We start from the raw sequence: 23407 nt of genomic DNA, 5'->3' as shown, positions 1-23407 counted from the left end.
ATAATCGCTTATGATGGTATTAGGGATATAATTACAAATTAGGAGAGTGAAAATATATGAGTCAAGTAGAAGCTTCCATCCAGGAGAAATTCAAATGTGCGAAATGCGAACACGATTCCTGCCAAACCAAAGAAGTTGCCATGTCAGGAACCGGATTAAGTAAGATGTTTGATGTGCAACATAATCACTTTTTATTCGTCTCTTGTGAACAATGCGGCTATACTGAAGTTTACAATCCTAGTATCTTGGAAGGCAAACAAGGCAAAATGGGATCAATTTTAGACGTCATTTTTGGTTAAAACCTCTACCGCCTCCGTTACCTTAAAGACGGGGGCATTCTGTACTTTTTTTTAATATCAATCTCCCTTGGGTCATACCATGTACAAAGGGGGGCCCATGGTGAAACGAAAACGTCTTAACTTCAAACCTATTGCGATTATCCTGATAATTATTATTGGATCCTATGTCATCTTCAACGTCCTCCATGATTCTCCTGAAGACCAGGCGAAAGAAACAGTGAATGAATTCCTCCAAAATGAACAAGAAGGTGATTTCAGTGACTCGTGGAAATCCCTACATTCCCTCATACATGATCGCTTCTCACAGGCAGATTATATCAAACAACGGTCAGCCTTTTACAAAGAGACCCTGGAAGTGGATAGTTTCGATTATAATATTATTGACGTTGATCATCTTGACCAATGGCGCATGACTGAACAATCTAATTTTCTTTCTGATGTCTATAAAATCACAGTTAAACAAATGGTTAGCAGTACATTTGGAGAAATGACCATACGACAGGACTATTTTGTCAGTCAAGATAAAGAAGGTGAATGGAAGATCATATGGAGTTTTAAATAACCATTGTTCTCGTCTAACACGCATGTCTTCTCCTATGAATACAGTGTAACAACGAGTACAGTGGGGTGAGACATTTGAAATCAACTATTCAGTATACTGCCATTGGCGATTCTTTAACCGTCGGCATTGGTTCATTCATATCCCCAGGGTTTGTCGGACGGTATAAAAAGGCCATTGAGCATCATTGGCAAAGACCAGTGGCAACTCATGTTCATGCTAAGAAAGGATTGACGACAGGCGAAATCTTATGCATGCTTGATGCGCCAATGGTTCAACAATCCATCTATGATGCCGATTTAATCACAATCACAGCAGGCGGAAATGATCTGATTGATGCAGCACAAATATATTTGCGGACGTCTGACACCCAACAACTTTTTACAGCTCTGCATACAGCTATCTATCAGTTACAAATGATCATAGACAAAATCAGATGGCTACAAAATCCCCATAAATACGTTAGCATCAAACTTATCAACTTATATAATCCATTTCCATCAATAAAACACGTCGACATGTGGATCCGCCATTTTAATGGTGATATGGCTTCTTTAGCCTCATCAACCGGCATCAAAATCGCTGACGTTTATCCACTATTCGCTGGACATCAGCAACAATTGCTTTCATTTGATCATATCCACCCTAATGCAAAGGGCTACGCTGTAATCACGGACGCATTAGTTTATACCGGCTTTCCACTCATCAATAATTGATAAGCAAACAAAAAATACAAAATATGTATCAAAATCCTTAAAAATGGAAAAATAGACCTATGGGGGAAGAGATATATAAAGGGGTTCTTCATGTTATACATTATCATAACTCTCTTTGCCTTAATGATTGCTTGGAAATATGGTGACTGGCGCCATTGGGGGAAATACTATCCAACCATCCTTTTTATGATTGTTGGCAATTTAATCTATGGCATGAAGGCTCCAACGCATCCTTTTTGGTTATACCACAGCCATATTTTCCCAAACCATATATCGATGATCTTACTTATAACCCTTATTCAATACCCTTGTTATATGTTGGTTTATCTCTATCAGGTAGATAAAAGTAGCCATTCCAAAAAGATCTCCTATATGATGATATGGATCGGTTGCTTTTCATTCATTGAATGGGCAGCACAAAAGACAGGGAATATCCACTATTATAATCATTGGTCGTTGGTAAAGTCTCTATTATTTAACAGTTTTATGTTTCCGGTATTATATTTACACTACAAAAGACCGCTTTGGGCCTGGACATGCGCCGGCATTGTGATTATCTTTGTAAGTGTGAAATATCATGAAGTGCTCTTTTAAATGAAGAAGCCCGCCATCCAATGGATCGGCGGACTTTATTGTAGCATGACATATCTTTATAGTATTGTCTGTCAGGAAATGACCGTGTTGGCCTCTTTACCTCTCTGACGGGCATCATATTGATTGAACAATATATAATACAAGCCAGCACTCAAGAACGCCAAAATTCCTAGGATGATAAACGTCCACGAAAAGCCAAACCAAACAGTCATCGGAATAGAGATCGGCGCGATCGTCCGTCCTATGGTAAATCGTAGACTCGATGCGGCAAAGTATTGACCACGCATATGTTCCGGAGCAAGCCTGGATACAAAGCTTTCCTGCAAACCAACAACCATCAATTCCGCAGCTGTAAATAGAGCTGTGGCGATGAGTAAGAACCCAATCGATACTGTATGACCGAATAAAATAATCGCAACGCCGTATAATACTGCAGAAATAACAAAGACATTGCGTTCCTTATATTTTGTCATCCACTTCGTCATAGCTAACGTAAATAACGCTACGAGAAAGCCATTTTCCGCTAATATCCAGCTAAATGTTTGCCTGCCATCAACCGTCAGTGACCAATTGCCCAGACTAAACAAGGTTTGTTCATGAATAAATTCTGTCGTGTATACTGCCATCACCAGATCCAATTGCATAAATGTTTGTGCCACTAAAATCCCTGCGACGATAAACAGCAAAAATGTCTTATCCGTACTAATCACTTTGTAATCCGACAATTGACTCATTAATGACTTTGTCCAATGAATGTCCTGTCCACCTGCCCTCTTTTTCTTAGGGGGTGCTGTCTCTCGAATCAACTTTTGCAAAACAATCATAAGTATAGATGTGATCAAGAAACAAAAGACCAAAAATTCGAACCGGTAACTAAAAAAGAAAATGCCGCCGAGCACTGGACCAATCACAACCGAAATATTAATCATGGTATAGAAAACAGCAAAAACAGCACTGCGGTCTTTTTCTGGAACGACATCGGCAACCATCGCATGACTGGCAGGTGTGTAAATAGCACCCGATAACCCCATAAATGCGAAACTAACAAACGACAGTACCGGTAACTCGATCCAAGGTGAATTGGCGATCGCAAACAAGACAAACGAGAAAGCTTCACCCGCAGTGGCATAGACCATCATTCGTTTCCGTCCGAAATAGTCGGCCCAATAACCACCAAATAACCCTACAACAACGCCAATCAATTCAGCAAAGATTAGCAAAAGTCCCGCCAACTCTTTTCCAAAGACATTTGAAAAATAGATGGCCATGAAAGGGAAAAACATCCAAAACAAAATACTGTGTAAACCTTCACCGGCAAGCCGTACTTTTAAATTAAAATCCCAATCCTTCAACTTCATATGCTTCTTCTCCCTTAGGACAAAAGGGCGTCCTGCATCCTCATACCTCATTCCGGCATGACTAGAACCTTTTTGGAAAAATCAACTCATTCCATGATGTTCAGGGATATGACACCCATGCGTGCCCGAATGTCTCCACGTCTGAATTCCATCATGGGTCATTCATTTACAAGACACATATTGGTGCAATTAATTTACCATAGCTTATGTTGAAAAACAATGACTTTTTAAGGCCCACAATTTCAAGTTAAGAAACAATAACAGAAATTAGGGACAATAGATTTTGAATGAGGTAATATTCTAGCAAAGATAGGGAGGCCAAAATGATAAGTTAAGGCAGGTACATTAAAGCTAAGAAACATAAATCAACGTTAACCAACCATTAAAAAAGGGATTGTCCTCATGTGAGACAACCCCTATGATTTATTCTTCATTGACGAGCTTTAGTAGTGTTTCATAGGTTTGCGCACCCATGACACCTTGACTTCCCGAAACGAAGCATGGTATGCCTGTGATGCCAAGCCGATGGGCCTCTTCCACATCGTCAAGAACATTTTGTTCATAGCGACGTGATTCTAGGGCTTCACGAAACGCCTTGGAATCAAGACCTAAGCCCCCGGCAATATCGACCAGCGTATCGATATCATTAATAGTTCTGTCCTGTTGGAAATGGGCTTTGAAAACAGCGTCGTTATACTCATTACCAAGACCATGCTCCTCGGCAAACTTTGCACCTTCTAATGCATGTCTAGAATGCTCACTCTTATCATTCCATTTCATTTCAATCCCGTATTGCTGCGACATTCTCTCGACATTCGCCTTTGCCTGTTCCATGTATTCAGGTGATTTAGGTGGTGTCTCAACACCCTCAGGCTTGAGCTCAAATGCTTTCCATTCGACGTCTACATTATAATCCTTGGCCACCTGGTCAAGCGGGGTTTTCCCGATAAAGCAGAATGGTCATAGAAAATCGGAATAAACCGTGATTTTTTTCGCCATGATATCATCCTCCATTATTATTTCTAAAAACAGCCGTCTGGCCCACACGCCATGCCTTGTCCAAATGAGATTAAAGGCTTGTTCAATTCTACATCAATCGCCTCTTCAATCGTTTGTTGATCCGAGACACCGGATAATACCGTATCTCCAATGACGAAAGTGGGCACCGCCGTGATATTGGCTTCATTTCTCGCAAAATCTAATGCCTTTTGATGCGTTTCTTTATATGTTCGATGGACGAGGGCTTTTCGATAGGCCTCATCGTTTAACCCAACGTCCTCAGCTAGCTTTGTTAAAACATCGATATCACCAATATCTCGTTCTTCCTGGAAGAACGCTTGGAATATCCGATGATTATATTGTGTGGCTTTTCCATGCTCTTTAGCAAATTGGAAGCCTTCAAACGCCAAATGCGTATAAGGCTGAGGTGATACATTTGGTAGCTTGATCTTAACGCCATACCTTTCCGCCAATGGATACACAGCAGACTGCCATGTTTTTTGAAGATAGTCGCCTTCAGGTTTTAATGTTTCCTCCGGGTATGGGCGGAGCTCATAAGGCATCCACTCAATGTCTACATCCTTCCCTTGAATAGCCTTTTCTAAAGGCTTTTCAGCAATAAAACAAAAAGGACAGACATAATCGGAGTACACTTTGATTGTAACCGTCATTTAGCTCACCTCCTGCCTTTTTATTAGAACACATGGCGGCTTTATTCGACAAAAAGTTTGCTTGTTGTTCTGGCGAATAAGAAAGACCGGCAATGTGTGAGCATCACCGGTCTTTTGATATAAGAACGTTTCATTAAAAATGAGAAGCAAAATTGAAGAATGAAGTAGATATACTAGAACTAAGTAACAAATTAAAGCATTAAGGCCTCAAGGATAAGAACAGGGGGCCTCAAACTTTCGAAACAGCCCCTATGACGCTCTTCCTATAAGTTAAATCACTGACGAAGTTGATGATTCAGTTAAATACAAGTCTTCAAACCACTGCAGGCGCTCTCTAAGCTTAACGACATCACCAATAATAATCATGGATGGATTCTTGATGCCTTCTGACACCTCAACGATATCGGCTAATGTGCCTGTGACAGTTTGCTGCTGTTCCGTCGTCCCCCAATGAACGATCGCTACAGGAGTTTGACGTCCCCGTCCATGCTTGATCAGTTGTTCGCATACGTACGGCAGTTGCTTAACACCCATATAAATACACAAAGTGTCCACGCTGCGAGCCCAGCGCTGCCAATCTGCTTCTGTATCATCTTTGTGACTCACTCCTGAGACAAAGGCCACCGATGAACTAAAATCTCGATGAGTAAGGGGAATCCCAGCATAAGCCGGTGCTGCAGCCCCAGCTGAAATACCTGGGACAATTTCAAATGGAATTCCCTTTTTGACTAGGGCTTCGGCTTCTTCACCACCCCTGCCAAATATAAAAGGGTCCCCTCCTTTTAATCGCACAACCGTTTTTCCCTGACTTGCAAATTTACACAGAAAACGATTGATACTTTCTTGTTTCAATGTATGATATTCTGGTAGTTTACCGCAGTAAATCTGTTCTACCTCTTCCGGTGCAAAAGAAAGGAGCTCCTCATTAATCAAGCGATCATACAAAATAACATCGGCCTTTTGTATCACCTTTAATCCTTTAACGGTAATTAAGTCGGGATCACCGGGACCTGCACCGACCAAGTAAACTTTACCCATAGTTTCACCTTCTCCACCTATACGACTTAAGCATTTTCATTTGAAACTGTATGAAGTCCGCATTCTGTTTTACCGAATCCACGCCACCGTCCCGAGCGTGAATCATTAGCATCATTAGCTTGAAACGTACACGGTTGACAGCCTATACTCGGATAGCCTTGGTCATGCAATTCATTGTACGGAAGGTCATTGGCTTCGATATAATCCCATACATCATCCCAAGACCAATGTATAATTGGGCACACCTTTACAGAACGAAACCGGTTATCTTTATTGACAAAATCCGTGTTTTTGCGGGAAGCGGATTGCTCCCGACGCAAACCGGAAATCCAAGCGGGCGCACCACTTAGAGCTTTTTCAAGCGGTTTGATTTTCCTAATAAAGCAGCATTGGTCGGGATTATGATTCCATAGTTCCGGGCCATAGCGATCAGCCTGTTGATCCAAAGTCAAATCAGGCTTCTGCATAGTGATTTGAAGCTCTGGAAACCTTGCTTGAATCCGATCAATGAGTTCGTAAGTTTCATCAAAATGAACACCCGTATCGAGAAACACAAGCTCTGCATCTGGCTTCACTTTAGAAATGAGATCGATGAGCACAATACCCTCTGCCCCAAAACTACAAGCATAGACAATATCATCACCGTATGCGTTATATGCCCAATCCAAAACTTTTATAGCACCCTTAGTTTCATCTTCAGTCGAAAGATTAGAAAACGGATCGCCGGAGAAATTTTCATAGGTTACTGCACTTGCATCCATACCGTATCTCCCCTTACTTAAAAACTGTGTTAATAAAAACTCACTCGACTTAATCAGGACTGAATATTCTAACCTATCTTCTAGGAGTCCCGTTGTTTAGCTTTCCACCATATTAGTTGTATGAAAGTCAAGTCCTGTACGAACCTCGTTGACATAGCCGGCGCGAATCACGTAATCACCGAAGTGTTCACCGTCCTGCCGTTCTTTTGCATACTGAAAGAGGATGGGACGAAGGTTCTCTAAAATCTCTTCTTCGCCTATATTCTCACGATAAAGTTTGTTTAAACGATCTCCAGTGAATCCCCCACCGAGATACATATTATATTTTCCGGGAGCTTTACCAATAAAAGCGAGTTCAGCTAAGCCCGGACGTGAACATCCATTAGGACACCCCGACATACGAATGACGATCTCCTCTTCGTGTAGTCCAGCTTCATCCAGGATGACCTCAATTTTATCAAGTAAAGATGGAAGATAGCGTTCAGCCTCAGCCATAGCCAATCCGCAAGTTGGGAAGGCAACACAGGACATGGAATTTCTCCGTAGTGCAGAATAGTGTCGGCCTTCAGTGAGCCCGTATTTCTTAATTAATTCATCAATCTGATCTTTCTTTTCACTCGTGACATTGGCAATAATCAGGTTCTGGTTTGGGGAGAGCCGAAAATCTCCTGTATGAACCTTAGCGATTTCCCGCAAACCCGTCATCAGCGGATAATCTTCAAAATCCTTAACGCGACCATTTTGGATGAATAGGGTCAAATGCCATTTGCCGTTCCCCTTCACCCAGCCATAGCGATCACCATTATGATCAAAGTGATAGGAACGCGTTTCGTCAAGATGCCATCCCAGTCTTTCACCAAGTTCATTTTTAATCCATTCGACGCCTCTAGCATCAATTGTATACTTAAAGCGGGCGTTCTTTCTATTGGACCGGTTGCCGTAATCCCGCTGAATCATGACCACCTGTTCTGCTAGCTCAATAATCTTATCTTTAGGGCAAAAGCCGATAACCCGGGCGACTTGTGGGTAAGTATTCGTATCTCCATGAGTCATCCCCATACCGCCACCAACAGCGACATTAAATCCTTGCAGCTGCCCATCTTCTATTACTGCGATTAGTCCTAAATCTTGAGAAAAGACATCTATGTCATTCGATGGCGGGACTGCTATGCCAATTTTAAACTTACGTGGCAAATAGTAAGGGCCATATATCGGTTCAACATCTTCATCCGTATCCGTCTCGCGACTGTCCACGACTTTTTCTTCATCAAGCCAAATCTCATGATAGGCACTACTCCGCGGCAAAAGGTGTTCACTGAGTTTTTGGGCCCATTCATGCACTTCAGAATGCACCTCAGATTGGTAAGGATTCGGATTACACATAACATTTCGGTTGACATCCCCACATGCAGCTATCGTATCCATCATTGCGTCGTTAATTGCCTTGAGATTTTCCTTTAGATTCCACTTCAGAATCCCATGCATTTGAAAGGCTTGCCGGGTCGTTAATTTAAGTGTGCCATTTCCATATTTTTGCGCGACTTTATCCATGGTTAACCATTGTTCTGGTGTCGCCACACCTCCGGGAACACGGACGCGCACCATAAATTGGTAAGCGGCTTCCAACTTCTGGCGCCTGCGTTCATTCCGTAAATCCCGGTCATCCTGCTGGTAGCTTCCATGGAACTTTAACAACTGCGTACTATCTTCGGACATTCCACCCGTAATCCGATCTTTGAGTTCCTCTGCAATCGAGCCGCGCAGGTAATCACTTTCTTTCTTAATCCGCTCATTATCACTTGGAGGACCCTCTTGTTGTTTAATGCTATCTTTGCCCATTTTTAAGCTCCTTTCAACTAGCTTTCTAGCAAACAACCTTTAATAAACGTCACGTTGATACCGTTTCTGCTTTCTCATGTCAGTTAAATAGTTTTCAGCTTGCTCCTGAGTCATTGCGCCTTCTTCTTCGAGGATTGTTAACAAGGTATGATGAACGTCATTAGCCATGTTTTTCTCGTCACCACAAACGTAAACACTGGCACCTTCCTCTAGCCATTGATAGAGATCCCGGCTCTGCTCAAGCATGCGGTGTTGGACATACACTTTTTCATCCGTGTCGCGGGAAAAGGCGACATCCATCTTCGTTAGGACCCCTTCCTTAAGCCACTTTTGCCATTCAACTTGATAAAGAAAATCTGTGGAGAAATGTTGCTCCCCGAAGAATAGCCACGTTTTTCTTTCCGTTCCTTCTTCCTCTAAATCCTCTAGATAAGATCTGAACGGGGCAACACCTGTTCCAGGCCCAATCATGATCACCGGTGAATGAGGATCAGTAGGAAATTTAAAATTCGGATTGCGGTGGATATACACAGGTAACAAATCACCCGGTTCTGTTCGCTCAGCACATTGTACAGAGCAGACACCCGCTCTGTCGCGTCCATGAGCTTCATATCTCACCGTTCCAATCGTCAGATGCGCTTCATCTGGATTCGCTTTATAACTGTTCGCAATCGAGTAAAGTCGAGCTGGTATTTTACGGAGAATCTGTACAAACTCGCTGGCCGGTAACTCCCGATGAGGCGGGAAATCCTGTATCAAGTCAAGCAAATCGCGCCCATCGAGATAATCCTTTCGTTCATCCTCACGTTCTGGCTTCATAAGCTCACTTAACTTGTCATTGTCAAAAAGTTGTGCTGATTGCTCCAGCAATGGTTTTGTCAGTCTAGTGATCTCGAAATTATGGAGCAGAGCCTCACGAAGTGAGTTCACATCTCCCTTTTTATTGACTGGAACAGTCTCTTCAGGATTCCAGTTCATTTCATTGATGAGTTGATCCACTAAGCTTGGATCATTTTCAGGGAAAATTCCCAAGCTATCACCGGGTTCAAATTCAAGATTCGACCCTTCAAGAGATAGCTCAAGATGCCGCGTTTCTTTATTTGAACCCCGGCCGCTGAGTGTTAGATTTTCTAAGATCTCAGCTTTGAAAGGATTCGTCCGAGAATATGCGGGCTGCTCAGTTGGTTCTCCATCTATCGGTAACATTTGATTACCTGCAGGATGATCCTCTTGTGTTTCCCGCAATGTATTTAAGATACCTTCAACCCATTCCGCCGCAGGTTCGTCAAAATCGACATCGCAATCCACTCGTGGATAAAGCCGTTCTCCGCCTAATTCCTCAAGTCGCTTATCGAGATCCTTGCCGGTCTGACAGAAAAACTCATATGATTGGTCTCCAAGGGAAAGTACCGAAAATCGTTGTCCTTCCAACTTCGGAGCTTTCCTGCTATTAATAAATTCATAGAAAGAAATCGCATTGTCTGGCGGATCTCCCTCCCCATGGGTCGCGGTTATAATGAGCAAATCCTCGACTTTTTTTAAAGCCTTGGGCTTGAAATCATCCATTGCCGAGACCGTCACCTTCAATTGTTGTTCTTCTAACTTCTGGGACATCTCCTCAGCAAGTGCTTGCCCATTGCCCGTCTCTGAACCAAAAAGAATCGTCACTTCCCGCGAAGCGACCTGACCAACGCTTTGCGTTGACGCTTCAGCGTCTGGGACATTCTGCACAACCGTATTGGTTGATGTCTGGGAAGCGGCCAAATACCCACTCAGCCAATGTTTTTGTGCTTCCGTTAGTGTGGGAAGCAGACGATTAAGAAGCTCGGTTTGCTCTTGGTTAAAAGGACTATTCGTTACCTGTAACTGCAAAGATATTCACCTCACAAAGGAATACATTTTTCAATTTATATGACAGCCCACTCTATGTAGTCAAAAACTCCTCTTCAATAAGGAAGAGGAGTGAAGCACCCTTCCTTATTTTTCAGGACGTCACCTGCTGGACTTAGCACCTTTTTACTTTCATAAAAGGTTGCTGTGGGTTCAAAGGACCAGATTCCTCACCCAACTCTTAATAAGGATCATCATATTCTTTTTTAAAAAATGTCCCTAACCATCTGCGTTAAAGACATTTGGTTTGCTTCAATCAGTCATTTCAGAATTATTATTATGTTATTTTCATTTAACTATAATTATTCCTATATGTCAACTAGGAATTTAAATCCTTTAAAATACCTTGGAAAAGATGCTCCGTCATCAGCTATATAAAACACAGGAATTGAACCCAAACCATTGTAAGAGTAAAATAAATTAGGTATTTAATTTTCAGCTTGCGTCATGCCAATGACGTTTTTGTGTGCTTAAAAGTGATTGGACCAAGATAAGTTTTTTTTAATAACTTCCCAATAATTCACTCATAATTTAAGACGAACATGACAAAAAGGGAGGGATTGTGACCTTTTCAAGGATCACACTATATAATGAAAATCCTCAAAATCGTTGCTCAGATAGCGGTATTATATATGTTTTATTTTATTGGTGAAGGGCTGCAGCACCTTCTCCATTTACCAATACCCGGTAGTATTATTGGCTTGTTTTTGTTATTAACTGCTTTAATATTTAAGCTTTGTCCGGTAAGATGGATTGAATCAGGAGCAGACTTTTTGCTATCCTATTTACCTTTATTATTTGTTCCGGCTACTGTGGGTGTCATGAATTATTTTGGTCTTTTCGCAGGCAAAGGGATTGTCCTTCTTTTGATTGTGGTGATCAGCACGATCATTGTGATGATCGTAGCTGGCCATACAAGCCAGATATTAGCTAAAAAAGTGGCAAAGAGAAAGGAGAAAAGAACATGGCAAAAACGCTCATGGCGGTCATCATAATTCTTCTGACGATTACAATCTATTTATGCATGAATCGGATTTACCAGCGTTTTCATTTACCTTTTTTGATTCCCGCCTTAACAACCACTTTAGCCATTATTGTTATTCTTGTTTGTTTTCAAGTCCCTTATCAAACTTATATGATTGGGGGACATTGGATTAACCTGTTACTTGGGCCGGCTGTGGTTGCGCTCGCTTATCCTTTATATAAGCAGAGAAAGGCTCTAGTCCAGCATTTTCTACCCATATTAGGCGGTGTTTTGGTTGGATCCATTGTAGGGATTATGAGTGGGTTGTTATTTGCAAAGTCACTTGGTATTGCCCATAAGTTAATCCTTTCCTTATTACCTAAATCAGTCACGACACCCGTAGCCATGCAGATTGCATCTGGGATAGGCGGAGCCCCTTCGCTGACAGCCGTTTTTGTAATGATAGCAGGTTTTACAGGCGTGACTCTTGGACCTTATATTCTGAATTGGTTCCGAATCTCTACATTTCTAGGCCAAGGGATTGCTTTCGGCAGTGCCTCCCATGCAATCGGCACTTCAAAAGCCTTCGAATATGGTGAAGATACGGCCTCAATGAGTTCCGTTGCCATGACGTTAAGTGCGGTTTCAGCTGCTATCTTAGGTCCTCTTGTCGTTTTGCTTTTATATGCTTAATTCCTTTAAGGAAAAATACTTGTCATAAGGTAACATTTATTTTGAGTTAGAGAATATTTCATCAAAAATTGGGAACCAAGTGAGTGTATAGGACTCATAACTTAAAAATATGGAACAAACTTGAGATAATCAAAGATGAAAAAGCGGCGTAAAAGTATGAATTTACTTTTACGCCGCTGCTTTTGGATATTTTGCTCGAGTCGTTGACTTACTGAATGGCTACTGATGGCTGTCGACCCAGAAGTTTTCTACGATAGCGATTATTCCATGTAAGAAGTAAGATCATACCTTATTTTAACATCGATATTGACTGATAGAAAAATATTGTTTGATCAATCATTTAAAAGAAAGTCGACGTCACCTTTAAAAAAATCTCTGATTAGCAATAATTCATCAGTGTCATAAGTAAGGGAATACGTCCTTAATGGGGCTTCCAACCAAACAAATGCCCCGATGATAAGTGATGGTCATATGCGCCGCTAAATCAATGTCTTTCTTTGTCTCATTATTTAAATAAAAGTTAGTTCCTTCTTTTAATTCATATTCATAACGCCCTAAAGATAAATCATTAATTATAATGCTATTGAGCATCACCAAATACTGGATTTTATGATAAGGTATATACCTTATCATACCTAAATTTAGAGAAGAAAAATAGGGATGACTACTACACCCAAGTTGAAAACTATAACCACTGGCTGAGAGCCTTTTATTCACTTTTGAATTTTGCTTCATCTAGCTTACTTAACAGCAGATATACGAATGACCCGGTTTTGTTTGGCATGAATAGTTGCCATGAGCGTTGATATTTTTTCCTTTCACACCTGAATTTGAAACCACTCTTATTCAGTACACACTTGTCCAGTTTCGAATTCTTTGGTATAATTCTTTTTTATTCCCCAATAAATTTATTCGTTATATTGATCTCATTTTTGAATCATCATAGTTAATTTCATATACTCATTACCATTCTTCCTGTAAAAAAACAGTTATGTTAAGTAAGATGGAATAGGGGAAAGAGTATAAAGGAATGTTTTTTTAAAGACTAGAAACAAAAAGGAGTGGCTAACATGAACAACAGTCAATTCGACAAAATCAAGAACGGAAAAGGCTTTATCGCTGCACTTGACCAAAGCGGCGGCAGCACGCCAAAAGCATTAGCAGATTACGGTGTGCCTGAAGATTCTTATTCTACTGAGGAAGAAATGTTTGATCGGGTACACCAAATGCGGACTAGAATTATTACATCCCCTGCCTTTAGTGCCGACCATATCCTTGGCGTAATCCTATTCGAGCAGACGATGGATCGCAAAATAGAAGGTAAATATACAGCGGATTATCTTGCCGATGAAGGGATTGTTCCTTTTCTGAAGGTAGATAAAGGACTAGCAGAGCAAGAAAATGGCGTCCAGCTCATGAAACCAATCCATGACTTGGAAGATACGCTACGCCGTGCTAACGAACGGAATATTTTTGGTACTAAAATGCGTTCTGTCATCCATGAGCCGAATACCAGCGGCATCAAAGATGTAGTTGAGCAGCAATTCGAAATTGGAAAACAAATCATCAATTCCAACCTGGTTCCAATTATTGAACCGGAAGTAGATATTCACAGTTCCAATAAGGAAAAATCCGAAGAGATTTTACGAGATGAACTCATCAAAAACCTGAATAACTTATCAGAAGATGAGAACGTTATGCTTAAGCTCTCAATTCCAACGAAGGCCAATACTTATAAAGAACTGGCTGAACATCCGCGCGTTGTACGTGTTGTCGCTCTTTCAGGCGGCTATACCCGTGATGAAGCGAATGAGAAGTTAAAAGAAAATGAGGGTCTGATTGCCAGCTTCTCTCGGGCGTTGGCTGCTGACTTAAATGCCAATCAGTCTGACGAAGAGTTTAATGAGGCATTGAAGAGTGCTATAGATACGATTTACGATGCTTCTGTTAATAAAAATTAGTGTTAAAAGATTTAATGGGTAGAATGTCTCTATAGACAAACATGGAAAAGGGTGCGTTTATACATCATAAACGCACCCTTTTCATACATATGTATGGAACCATAAAAAACCAAATTATAGGTCCCCACATTAGGCTAAGAACACTAAAATATGACATTCATACTTCGATTGATTTGATGATTTTTGCAGGGTTACCGCCTACAACAACATTATCCGGAACATTTTTTGTCACGACTGAACCGGAAGCCACTACGACGTTATCACCGATTTGAACACCAGGATTGAGAACAGCCCTTCCGCCAATCCATACATTATGACCAATCGTAACTGGGATGCCATATTCAAGCCCTGAACTCCTTTCATACGGATTTAACGGATGCGCCGCAGTATAGATATGTACACCGGGAGCAATAAAACAGTGATCCCCAATGCGAATGTCACTTACATCTAAGAATACACAGTCAAAATTCATATAAAAGTTCTCACCAACATGGATATTGTAGCCATAGTCACATCGAAAATGGGGTTCAATAAAAATATTTTCGCCAGTAGATCCAAAGAGGTCTTTTAAAATCTCAGTACGTTTGCTGTCTTCAGTCTCTAATGTTTGATTATATAATCGGGTTAATCGTTTAGCTTTTTTTTGTTCTTTAACTAAGGTGGCATCAGTAGGTTGATATAGCTGACCATGCAACATCTTATTTTTTTCTGTTGGCAATTTTGTTTCTCCTTTACAACAATGAATGCTCATTTTTTTACCCAGTACTATATATTCCGATAATATCTTAAGGAAACCCCCCCCCATAAAATTTGAGAACCAATGGATCTGAAAGCCACTTTGAATAATATAAATAAATATCCCTTGTCTCAAAATATTCCCTGAAGTCATTCGTGATTAATTTTGATAATTCCTATTTCAATGAAATGTCTCGTTGATACAACCCATTTACTCATACCAAGCTTTATTTGGCCTTGAATGGGGATATCCGTTTCTCTGCCGATATAAATTTCTTTCCTCAGTGAAATCAAACCATTGCCTAGGACTTTTGGGATTATTGGCATAATTTATAACACATCGAATTTGGTCTTCCACACAAGGGTCAGTCCAGACACCAAGATTTTGCTCCAGTTTATCTAATAATTGAGCGCCACTTTCATCTTTTATTTCTTCTAAGGTACTAATGCCGAGGTTGTAAACGATTTTTTCAGCTAATTTGTGACCAATAGATGGGACTTGCTGAAACGTTGCCACCCCCTTAATAACTTTTGCACGATCCATTGACTCATCTAATATGAGAGCTAAGTCATCTAATTCCTGATTGTGAACTTGACCCAATTTCACTTTTGCTTTCCTCAGACGCATTTTCTCTTCTTTTGTTAAGGGTAACTTGACGTTTGTATTTCCACTCACAGACCCACCCCCTATCAACTCTGCTAAAAAATCCTATCCACAATATTCGACTCACTTAAGTATATTCCTTTTTCTTTCATGTTAATCATTAACTGATCATGCAACAGTCGCTCAAATATTTGGATTTCTATTTATATAGATGATAATCTTTAAATAAGACTGAAAGGAGTGTTGATTTATGAGTCTATCAATTCCAGAGGTGACACTGAATGATGGCGTGACATTGCCAGTTATAGGCTTTGGTACATATAAACTTAATGGTCACAAAGGCGTTAATGCCATCCATAGCGCCATTAATGCAGGTTATCGACTCATTGATACGGCGTATAATTATGAAAATGAAGGAACAGTTGGTGAAGCCATTCGGCGCAGTTCGGTTCCGAGAAAAGCTTTAAGCATTACATCCAAATTACCAGGTCGTTATCAAACCTACGATAAAGCTGTGACAGCCATTCAAGAGTCCTTATATCGTGCAAACTTGGATTATTATGATTTATATCTTATTCATTGGCCTAATCCTAAACAAAATCACTTTGTTGAAGCTTGGCAAGCATTAATTGATGCTAAAAAATGGGGGCTGATTCGCTCTATTGGTGTTTGTAATTTCTTACCTGAACACATCGAACGCTTAGAAAAGGAAACGGGCATCAAACCGAGCATCAACCAAATTGAATGTCACCCTTTTTTCAACCAAGAGCAACAAAGAATATGGCATGAAGAACATAACATAAAAACAGAATCTTGGAGTCCATTAGCTCGCGCTAATGCTGTTTTACAAAGTGAAACCATTGGAAAGATAGCCGATGATCATAATAAGACGATTTCACAAATTATTTTACGTTGGCATTATCAATTAGGGGTAATCTCCATTCCTAAATCTTCATCACCTGAACGGCAATATGAAAACCTATCTATTTTTGATTTTACCTTAAATGAGACAGAAATGAGCACGATTGCTGAATTAACACGCCCAGATGGAAGAATAAACGATCAAGATCCTGCCACTTATGAGGAATTCTAGCATCAACAGGTATAACGTATCGGCGCGTCACTTATATGAATAGGTGATGCGCTTCCTTTATTATATAGGCTCTTTTTTGATTACACACCAAAGGACCCTTCCTCATTCTAAAGAAGGGTCACGTTTGAACAATGTCACAGATTTACTTGCCTTTCCTGTTCCATAAGATCAACCCCACAAAACAATCCCTTTAAATATTTTTAACAGTATCATCGACTTGCGAAATAATGTCTAAGACGATTTTGCCAGCAGAGCATTTTTGGCTTAATCGCGGCGTTTGTCCAGACCAAAGCGACATCCATTCCGGTCGGTTTTGTTTGGCCGCTTCACTTCGAATCATTTTTGTTAATGTGTTTTGAATAGGGTAATCCGGTAAATCCTTTACATGTCCAGCCATTGTCGTTATGAACGCATTCCTTATACCTCTCGCTGGCTTGCCACTGAAAGCTGAGGTCACAACCGATTGGTCTTCGGTGCTGTTCAAAATCGCATCTTTGTGTTGTTCCTTCGCTCCGCTTTCAAGGCTGGTTACAAACGCGGTCCCCATTTGCACAGCTTGGGCACCTAATGCCAAAGCTGCTAAGACACCTCTCCCGTCCATAATACCCCCTGCAGCAATAACCGGAATACTGATCTGATCAACGGCTTGTGGAACAAGCGCCATCGTTCCGATCATACTCTCTTCAAAGGATCCCGAAAAAGTTCCCCGATGACCCCCGGCTTCACTCCTTGCATCACCACCATATCCATACCATTTTGCTCATTGATCACGGCTTCTTTTACGGTAGTGGCCGTTCCAACCACAACGATATTTTCCTTTTTTAACTGTCGAACGGTTTCTTTTGCAGGGACACCGAAAGTAAAACTACAAACAGGAACCCGTTCTTCTAAAACCACTTCCATTTGCTGTTCAAAAATTGACGTTGATGGTTTTCCGATCTCAGGTTCCTCTGCTAAATTTAATGCCTCACGAAAAGGCTGCAGCCATTCATTCGCTTTTTCAATAGCTGCTCCGGACACATCCGGGATTTCAGGAATAAAAATGTTAACACCGAAGGGCCGATCCGTTAACCGCTTGATCTTTTGGATAGTCTCCTTCATTTGACCCGGACTCATATAACCAGCACCCAATGTCCCAAGCGCGCCCGTGTTAGAAACAGCAGCAACCAATTCAGGTGTCGTGACGCCGCCAGCCATACCCGCTTGCACAATCGGATAATTGATGTTTAGGACTTCTGTGACCCTATTGTCATACCACATACCACCACTCCTTACTTTATTGGTCATCATGAAATGCCAGGAAGTCTTTACCTTTATTATGACCGTGATAAAATAACAAGTAAAATGATGTTTTCTGTTAGTTATCATTAAAAATAGTGATATCTCAGACGATGGAAGAAGGATCAAAATGAATCTAGAAGATCTTCGTGTTTTTAAAGAGGTTGCAGAAGAGGGAAATATCACAAAAGCTGCTAATCATTTAAATTTTGTTCAGTCCAATGTAACTGCTAAGATAAGACGGTTAGAACAGAGATATGATACACAACTATTTTATCGACATAAACATGGCGTAACGCTTTCCTCTACAGGTGAGGTTCTCCTCTCTTACGCCGGGCAAATCATTCAACTCATGGATGAAATCGATAAAACGTTAAAAAACTCTCATGTTCCAAATGGAACATTAACCATTGGTTCAATGGAGACAACGGCAGCGACTCGCTTACCAGCAATATTATCCACCTATCATGATCTATATCCACAGGTAGCATTATCATTACAAACGGGTACTACTGAAGACCTTATAAAAGCAACTTTAAATCGTGACATTGAAGGTGCTTTTATCGCCGGTCAAATCAATCATCCAGATTTAGAAGAGATCAAAGTTTTTGAGGAGGAGTTGATTTTAGTTGCAAAAGAAAGTAATATCTCATCCTTAGACTTCAATCAATTAGACAATCAAACCATCATTGTGTTCCAGTCCGGATGCTTTTATAGAGATATATTTGAAAAGTGGCTGAAATCCGAAGGCATCAGACCAACAAACATCATGGAACTGAATACTTTAGACGGTGTGATGGGTTGTGTCAAAGCCGGCTTGGGTATGTCACTGTTAACAAAGACGGTAGCCGACCAACTTCCTCAAAATGAGAATATCAAACAATTTGCGCTGCCAGAAAAGTACAGATTCATTTCAACAAATTTTATTAATCATAAAGATATCGTAAAAACATCCGCCTTTCATGCGTTTGTATCTGTGATGGATTGAGGATTAATGTGTTATGGAAAAACTTTTCTTTCCAATCATCCCGTTTTAACAAATTGAGTCCTGATTCTTGGGTTTGAAGCCATCATCAAGGATTGTTATTGTACTCCCTAGATCCAATCACAATTTTTAAAATCTTGTTGATTAATCATTCGCCCACCCTCTAAAAAAATTAAATTATCTCCTTTAAATCCCAAACCCGATCTTTGTTAATCTCCATCTTTTGTTTCGCTGATTGTTCAACTTTGATGTCTAACTGATTAGCCAGTTTAAGCAAATTTCAGCCATTTCCAATAAACACCTTTATTTCAAAAATATTATTATGACGTTGATTGTTGCTCCTGTCATTATAGTCAAGTTGGTTAATCCCCTAATTTCAGCAACCATGCACGTAATTGTTTTTTCGGAAAGTATACCTGTCCGTTTAATTTAATATGAGGAATATCGGAATACTCTTGGAGTAACATTTTTGCATCCTCCTTAGATATACCTATAAAATGATGAACATCGCTCTCTTTAATTAATTTAAGCTCATCATCCTCATCTAAGGCATCTAAAAAGTTTTTCGAATTTGGGTTTTTAAAATTCTTTAATCCATCTCCAATAAAATATCCTGCTACCGCAATACCAATGGCGATCCATATAAGACCCAACATCAACCCCCCTATAGATGAACTTCATAGAACAACATAATGATGTTCTATGATTCTACTTTTCAATTTAAAGATACTATTCTAATAATTAACCAGACCGATATAGCATCTGAAGTAGTTCTTTTTAGGATTAAAAAGCCTGGACATGCAAATGGGCAAATTTATTGCTGCAGAAAAGCATCCTATAACTGAATAAGAAATTACATCTTAAAAGCATTTCTTAAATTAACAATGTTATTTGGATTAATTGCCCACTCACTCATAAGTTCTTTTTGTCTTATTTTCAAGTCATCAAATGGCTCCTCAATTAGTTCGACTTCATTAAACCTCTCATCAAATACATTTGTACCTTTAATTTTTCTATATCCACCAAACCCTAAATCATCATTAAGTAACCAAACTACTCTTTTTATATTTGCGAATAGAATGCCACCTGTACACATTGGGCAAGGTTCTAAGGAGGTGTAAATGGTGAATTTATCACGACTAATCTTTGCATTTAAAATAGCTTGACCAGCATTTCGTATGGCATCGATTTCCGCATGTGCCGTTGCATCCTGTTGTGGGTGTACTTCATTTCGCCCTTTAGCAATTAGATTACAATTTTCATCAACAATTACTGCTCCTATTGGATATGTATTTTCCTTTAAGGCTCGTTCGGCTTCTTCTAACGCCAATTCCAAAAAATATCTATCTTTATCAATGTTCATAATTTCATCCTCTCCGACAGTGATTAATATAATTGTTTTTGCTGTATAGCAGAGGGCTTTCCCTACATTGGATAGGCACTCTGATTCTGGAATAAACCATCATGAAAACCCAATCAAGGTGTACAAATTATGTTTTCGTGGTATAATATGCATAGAGAAAACATTAAGACATATAATAAGAAAGACCGCCGATACTAGAATATCGACGGTTGGCAATAGACCGAACCCCGTCAAGAGGGGCGACGGCTTATGAAGCGTAAGTGATCTCCACCTGACCTGTCACAGTCTCAAGGGAGGTCACTTCTTTTTTGTCAAAAAGAAGCCCAGCGACAATACTCCAACAACAAGGGAACAAAATGAAATTCCCACTGTTAACCATTGGTATAAAGTCATTCGGCATCACCTCCCTCCGTTTTGACGTAGGGGGGTAAGCCATCAGCCGCCCTTGAGAAGCCGAGAGCCGATCTATTGCTTGTTCAATTATACCATATTTCATCCCGTTTTAATGTTATTTTTCGCAACATTGTAACATCAAAGTTTGCAATGTATATAGCCTTCACATTGTAACTCTTTTTTAACTCCTTATTACTGTTTATGAACATAATTAAATACAATGAACGTCATCATAAGAAACGATTCGATGTCTTCATAGCCTTCCGTCACTTCGAAATTGTACTGGTAGCGTCCAACATCGGAACGTTTCCCCTCTCCAATCACATGATCACCTAGTATAATTTCCGTTTTTGAACCCACACCCAAAGACTTGAAGTAGTACGCTTGATCATGCAATTGGAGAAATAAACCCTCATTTGATTTGGCTGCGTTTTTCATTGAAAAATCGGTTGTTATTTTCCCAATCAACTGATCATCTTTTAAAATATGCCACGTTTCGCTAACCCTGAATTTTTTCTTCTTTTTTTGCTGGATAAAGTAAATAAAATCCCCATCAATCATTTGTAACGAAAGGTTTAAATACCAAATTCCTTTTTCGGCTATAATTTCATTGATCATATGCTGCCACCAGTGATCATAAAACCGCTGGTATTCCCCTTTTTTCTCACTACCTTGGTAGAGGTATTTCTTCCCCGTTGAAAATCTCTCACGCATATATGTATTCCAACGATGATCCGATTCGGTTGGTTCATAATTGACATCCTTTTTTAGCATCCATCTGTGAATAAACCAAAATGCAATTGCTGTCACTAAAAATAGCAACACAAGAAAAAGCTGTTGCCATTCAAATTTATCTAAAATGATAAAACGTAATGTTAGACCTATAGCTCCAACAAAAAGGAAGAGTAACATTCGCCCCATGGTTCCAACTTTTCTCCCTTCAAGTTATACAGCATGAAGATATGTATGGAAAATGCCCATTAGAAATAATATCTCATTTTCATAAGCCTCATCCACTAGTTTGAAATAGGCCTTAAATGGCGGTCTGAGGGAAGATTTCCATTCAGCAATCACCACATCATCCTTTTGAATTCTAGCCCAATCAAACAATGTATCTTCGAATTCATAAGTTTCCCCATTAAAATCGAAACTTGTTTTTTCCCCCATATCAAAGGATTTTTTATCAACCAGATGCACATAGTACTCATCATCATCCTTGTAGTAGGAAATGTGATATTGTCTTTTCTTGAAAATGTGAAGATCTTTTTTGGATATAAAAACTAATTCATCTTCTCCGTTAGTTATGATATATTTCACGAAAAGTTTACCTTTAAAAGGATAAAAATCTAATAATCTCTGAACAGGGTTGCTATACACTCTTGTAAGAGTTCCAATAATGTTCCTGTTTTCATCATAAATATGTGCTGGTTTTGTGGAATAAGTATTATGAAACCTATAGTCATATAGATTCATTGGCCATTACACCCTCCTTGAGCCTCAGGTCAAAACGTCAATATATAGCATTTACGACCGTAACACTTTGGAAGTTTCAGGTATTTTACTAATTTGATAGTCATTTTTACTGCTCACATTAATTTTTCACTGACCACCCCCAGCAAACCAACCAAATGCAACCCGTGACGAGCATGGCAACTCCCCACATTATCACAGGATACTGATTCATCATTGTCGTTGATTGCTGGGCCAGTTGGTTAACGACCTCAAGTTGGTTTACAGCAATCAATAAAATGAGAAACACAAAGGCTAAATGACAGCTTCCCCACCGAAAGAACAGCCCTAATTGAACAGCAAGGACACTGAAAGCATAGAAGAAAACGACTGTACATAGCGCCGTCCAGCCTTCAAGATCCGCAGAATATGGAACATTTATCTCATAAAACCACCATAGTCCGCACAACCAACCGGCCATCAGTCCAATCAATAGAATATTAGAGATATAAGGAATAAAAAACTTTAAATAAAGGAATTAAAAAGCAGAGATAAGAACCATTAAATTTGAGTTAGGGAACAGTTCAGTAAAAATAAGGAGCAAAAAGGGGAGAAAAAGGCGGCTTTCTCAGAGCTAAGTAACAAAAGTCGATGATCATCGATCATATAAAAAAGGGGTTGTCCCAAAATGGAACAACCCCTTAACTTTATTTTGCCTGGCGGCGTCCTACTCTCACAGGGGCAAAGCCCCAATTACCATCGGCGCTGAAGAGCTTAACGACCGTGTTCGGGATGGGAACGGGTGTGACCTCTTCGCCATCACCACCAGACTTAGGTCGATAGAATGTCGGTCAGTTCGACGCTATCATAAAACGTTCGAACATCTCATTTCCTTGCTATAATGTCACATTGTAAATATGACTAACAATCGACCATTACTATTTAGCTGTCAAAGCTTGCGCCTTCAGAACTAGAAACGAAAGTAGAAACCGCATCTCTTTTAGGATAAGCCCTCGACCGATTAGTATCCGTCAGCTTCACGTGTCACCACGCGTCCACACCGGACCTATCAACCTCATCATCTCTAAGGGGTCTTACTGGCCTAACGCCATGGGAAATCTCATCTTGAGGGGGGCTTCATGCTTAGATGCTTTCAGCACTTATC

At 40.1% G+C, this 23407-nt stretch carries 24 protein-coding genes, 2 rRNA genes, 1 pseudogene and 1 riboswitch; of the genes and pseudogenes, 9 read left to right on the top strand and 18 right to left on the bottom strand.

The features are described 5' to 3' along the window. Window positions 1-56: 56 nt before the first annotated feature. The 4 genes from B9Y89_RS08600 to B9Y89_RS08585 all read left to right on the top strand — a co-directional run bounded on the left by B9Y89_RS08600 (window position 57) and on the right by B9Y89_RS08585 (window position 2168). The gene (locus tag B9Y89_RS08600; RefSeq protein WP_085522835.1) at window positions 57-299 is read left to right on the top strand and encodes a zinc ribbon domain-containing protein; all 243 of its coding nucleotides are present in this window, start codon (window positions 57-59) and stop codon (window positions 297-299) included. Window positions 300-399: 100 nt separating this feature from the next. Beyond that, window positions 400-861: a hypothetical protein gene (locus B9Y89_RS08595; RefSeq protein ID WP_139822774.1), complete on the top strand. Its 462-nt coding sequence runs from the start codon at window positions 400-402 to the stop codon at window positions 859-861. A gap of 74 nt (window positions 862-935) precedes the next feature. Beyond that, entirely contained in the window at window positions 936-1574 is a 639-nt protein-coding gene (locus B9Y89_RS08590; RefSeq protein WP_176222161.1) for a GDSL-type esterase/lipase family protein, read from the top strand. A gap of 90 nt (window positions 1575-1664) precedes the next feature. Then, window positions 1665-2168 (top strand): CBO0543 family protein, encoded by a 504-nt coding sequence (locus B9Y89_RS08585; protein ID WP_085522832.1) that lies wholly within the window; start codon window positions 1665-1667, stop codon window positions 2166-2168. Between the two features lie 71 nt (window positions 2169-2239). Here the strand turns inward: B9Y89_RS08585 and B9Y89_RS08580 are convergent, their stop codons facing one another. The 7 genes from B9Y89_RS08580 to B9Y89_RS08550 form a co-directional block, all read right to left on the bottom strand. Beyond that, complete coding sequence (locus tag B9Y89_RS08580) at window positions 2240-3526, bottom strand: MDR family MFS transporter (RefSeq protein ID WP_085522831.1); 1287 nt, start codon at window positions 3524-3526, stop codon at window positions 2240-2242. 423 nt (window positions 3527-3949) lie between these two features. Beyond that, window positions 3950-4474 (bottom strand): DsbA family oxidoreductase, encoded by a 525-nt coding sequence (locus tag B9Y89_RS08575; RefSeq protein ID WP_254901292.1) that lies wholly within the window; start codon window positions 4472-4474, stop codon window positions 3950-3952. Window positions 4475-4548: 74 nt separating this feature from the next. After that, complete coding sequence (locus B9Y89_RS08570) at window positions 4549-5196, bottom strand: DsbA family oxidoreductase (protein WP_085522829.1); 648 nt, start codon at window positions 5194-5196, stop codon at window positions 4549-4551. Between the two features lie 270 nt (window positions 5197-5466). Beyond that, a complete protein-coding gene (gene cobA, locus B9Y89_RS08565; protein ID WP_085522828.1) occupies window positions 5467-6234 on the bottom strand; it encodes a uroporphyrinogen-III C-methyltransferase in 768 nt (255 codons plus the stop codon). A gap of 26 nt (window positions 6235-6260) precedes the next feature. Continuing rightward, window positions 6261-6995 carry a phosphoadenylyl-sulfate reductase gene (locus tag B9Y89_RS08560; RefSeq protein ID WP_085522827.1) on the bottom strand — a complete coding sequence of 245 codons (735 nt, stop codon included), beginning with the start codon at window positions 6993-6995 and terminating at the stop codon, window positions 6261-6263. A 96-nt stretch (window positions 6996-7091) separates the two neighbouring features. After that, window positions 7092-8834, bottom strand: coding sequence for an assimilatory sulfite reductase (NADPH) hemoprotein subunit (gene cysI / locus B9Y89_RS08555; protein WP_085522826.1), 1743 nt, complete (start codon window positions 8832-8834; stop codon window positions 7092-7094). Window positions 8835-8873: 39 nt separating this feature from the next. Further along, a complete protein-coding gene (locus tag B9Y89_RS08550) occupies window positions 8874-10706 on the bottom strand; it encodes an assimilatory sulfite reductase (NADPH) flavoprotein subunit (RefSeq protein WP_085522825.1) in 1833 nt (610 codons plus the stop codon). A 102-nt stretch (window positions 10707-10808) separates the two neighbouring features. Further along, window positions 10809-10915, bottom strand: a riboswitch (SAM riboswitch). Between the two features lie 399 nt (window positions 10916-11314). On the opposite strand from B9Y89_RS08550, the gene B9Y89_RS08545 reads away from it, so the two are divergent. Both B9Y89_RS08545 and B9Y89_RS08540 read left to right on the top strand, forming a co-directional pair. Continuing rightward, window positions 11315-11719, top strand: a complete 405-nt coding sequence (locus B9Y89_RS08545; RefSeq protein ID WP_085522824.1) for a CidA/LrgA family protein — start codon at window positions 11315-11317, stop codon at window positions 11717-11719. Beyond that, entirely contained in the window at window positions 11689-12381 is a 693-nt protein-coding gene (locus tag B9Y89_RS08540) for an LrgB family protein (RefSeq protein ID WP_085522823.1), read from the top strand. The genes B9Y89_RS08545 and B9Y89_RS08540 overlap by 31 nt, the downstream gene beginning before the upstream one ends. A 399-nt stretch (window positions 12382-12780) precedes the next feature. On the opposite strand, the gene B9Y89_RS18790 is transcribed toward B9Y89_RS08540, so the two are convergent. Next, entirely contained in the window at window positions 12781-13116 is a 336-nt protein-coding gene (locus B9Y89_RS18790; RefSeq protein ID WP_139822773.1) for a hypothetical protein, read from the bottom strand. Window positions 13117-13451: 335 nt separating this feature from the next. On the opposite strand from B9Y89_RS18790, the gene B9Y89_RS08530 reads away from it, so the two are divergent. Continuing rightward, window positions 13452-14342: a fructose bisphosphate aldolase gene (locus B9Y89_RS08530; RefSeq protein WP_085522821.1), complete on the top strand. Its 891-nt coding sequence runs from the start codon at window positions 13452-13454 to the stop codon at window positions 14340-14342. Between the two features lie 157 nt (window positions 14343-14499). Here the strand turns inward: B9Y89_RS08530 and B9Y89_RS08525 are convergent, their stop codons facing one another. Both B9Y89_RS08525 and B9Y89_RS08520 read right to left on the bottom strand, forming a co-directional pair. Next, on the bottom strand, window positions 14500-15060 hold the full coding sequence (locus tag B9Y89_RS08525) for a sugar O-acetyltransferase (protein WP_085522820.1): 561 nt from the start codon (window positions 15058-15060) through the stop codon (window positions 14500-14502). Between the two features lie 228 nt (window positions 15061-15288). Beyond that, complete coding sequence (locus B9Y89_RS08520; RefSeq protein WP_254901221.1) at window positions 15289-15753, bottom strand: helix-hairpin-helix domain-containing protein; 465 nt, start codon at window positions 15751-15753, stop codon at window positions 15289-15291. Between the two features lie 178 nt (window positions 15754-15931). On the opposite strand from B9Y89_RS08520, the gene B9Y89_RS08515 reads away from it, so the two are divergent. Continuing rightward, the gene (locus B9Y89_RS08515; protein ID WP_085522819.1) at window positions 15932-16774 is read left to right on the top strand and encodes an aldo/keto reductase; all 843 of its coding nucleotides are present in this window, start codon (window positions 15932-15934) and stop codon (window positions 16772-16774) included. Window positions 16775-16964: 190 nt separating this feature from the next. Here the strand turns inward: B9Y89_RS08515 and B9Y89_RS08510 are convergent. After that, window positions 16965-18034: pseudogene (locus tag B9Y89_RS08510) on the bottom strand (NAD(P)H-dependent flavin oxidoreductase). Window positions 18035-18182: 148 nt separating this feature from the next. Here B9Y89_RS08510 and B9Y89_RS08505 point away from each other — a divergent pair. Then, on the top strand, window positions 18183-19040 hold the full coding sequence (locus B9Y89_RS08505; RefSeq protein WP_085522818.1) for a LysR family transcriptional regulator: 858 nt from the start codon (window positions 18183-18185) through the stop codon (window positions 19038-19040). 359 nt (window positions 19041-19399) lie between these two features. Here B9Y89_RS08505 and B9Y89_RS08500 read toward each other — a convergent pair whose 3' ends face one another. The 7 genes from B9Y89_RS08500 to B9Y89_RS08470 all read right to left on the bottom strand — a co-directional run. After that, complete coding sequence (locus tag B9Y89_RS08500) at window positions 19400-19693, bottom strand: DNA-binding protein (protein ID WP_085522817.1); 294 nt, start codon at window positions 19691-19693, stop codon at window positions 19400-19402. Between the two features lie 197 nt (window positions 19694-19890). Beyond that, window positions 19891-20400, bottom strand: coding sequence for a nucleoside deaminase (locus B9Y89_RS08495; RefSeq protein ID WP_085522816.1), 510 nt, complete (start codon window positions 20398-20400; stop codon window positions 19891-19893). A gap of 585 nt (window positions 20401-20985) precedes the next feature. Continuing rightward, a complete protein-coding gene (locus tag B9Y89_RS08490) occupies window positions 20986-21714 on the bottom strand; it encodes a tubby C-terminal domain-like protein (RefSeq protein ID WP_085522815.1) in 729 nt (242 codons plus the stop codon). Window positions 21715-21738: 24 nt separating this feature from the next. Continuing rightward, window positions 21739-22266: a tubby C-terminal domain-like protein gene (locus tag B9Y89_RS08485; protein ID WP_085522814.1), complete on the bottom strand. Its 528-nt coding sequence runs from the start codon at window positions 22264-22266 to the stop codon at window positions 21739-21741. A 118-nt stretch (window positions 22267-22384) separates the two neighbouring features. After that, window positions 22385-22723: a hypothetical protein gene (locus B9Y89_RS08480; protein WP_139822772.1), complete on the bottom strand. Its 339-nt coding sequence runs from the start codon at window positions 22721-22723 to the stop codon at window positions 22385-22387. A 233-nt stretch (window positions 22724-22956) separates the two neighbouring features. Next, window positions 22957-23072, bottom strand: a 5S ribosomal RNA gene (gene rrf, locus B9Y89_RS08475). Between the two features lie 171 nt (window positions 23073-23243). Beyond that, a 23S ribosomal RNA gene (locus B9Y89_RS08470) occupies window positions 23244-23407 on the bottom strand; the annotation flags it as partial.

The sequence above is a fragment of the Tuberibacillus sp. Marseille-P3662 genome (assembly GCF_900178005.1).
Taxonomy (GTDB): domain Bacteria; phylum Bacillota; class Bacilli; order Bacillales; family Sporolactobacillaceae; genus Marseille-P3662.
This window is presented reverse-complemented; position numbering and strand designations above follow the sequence as displayed.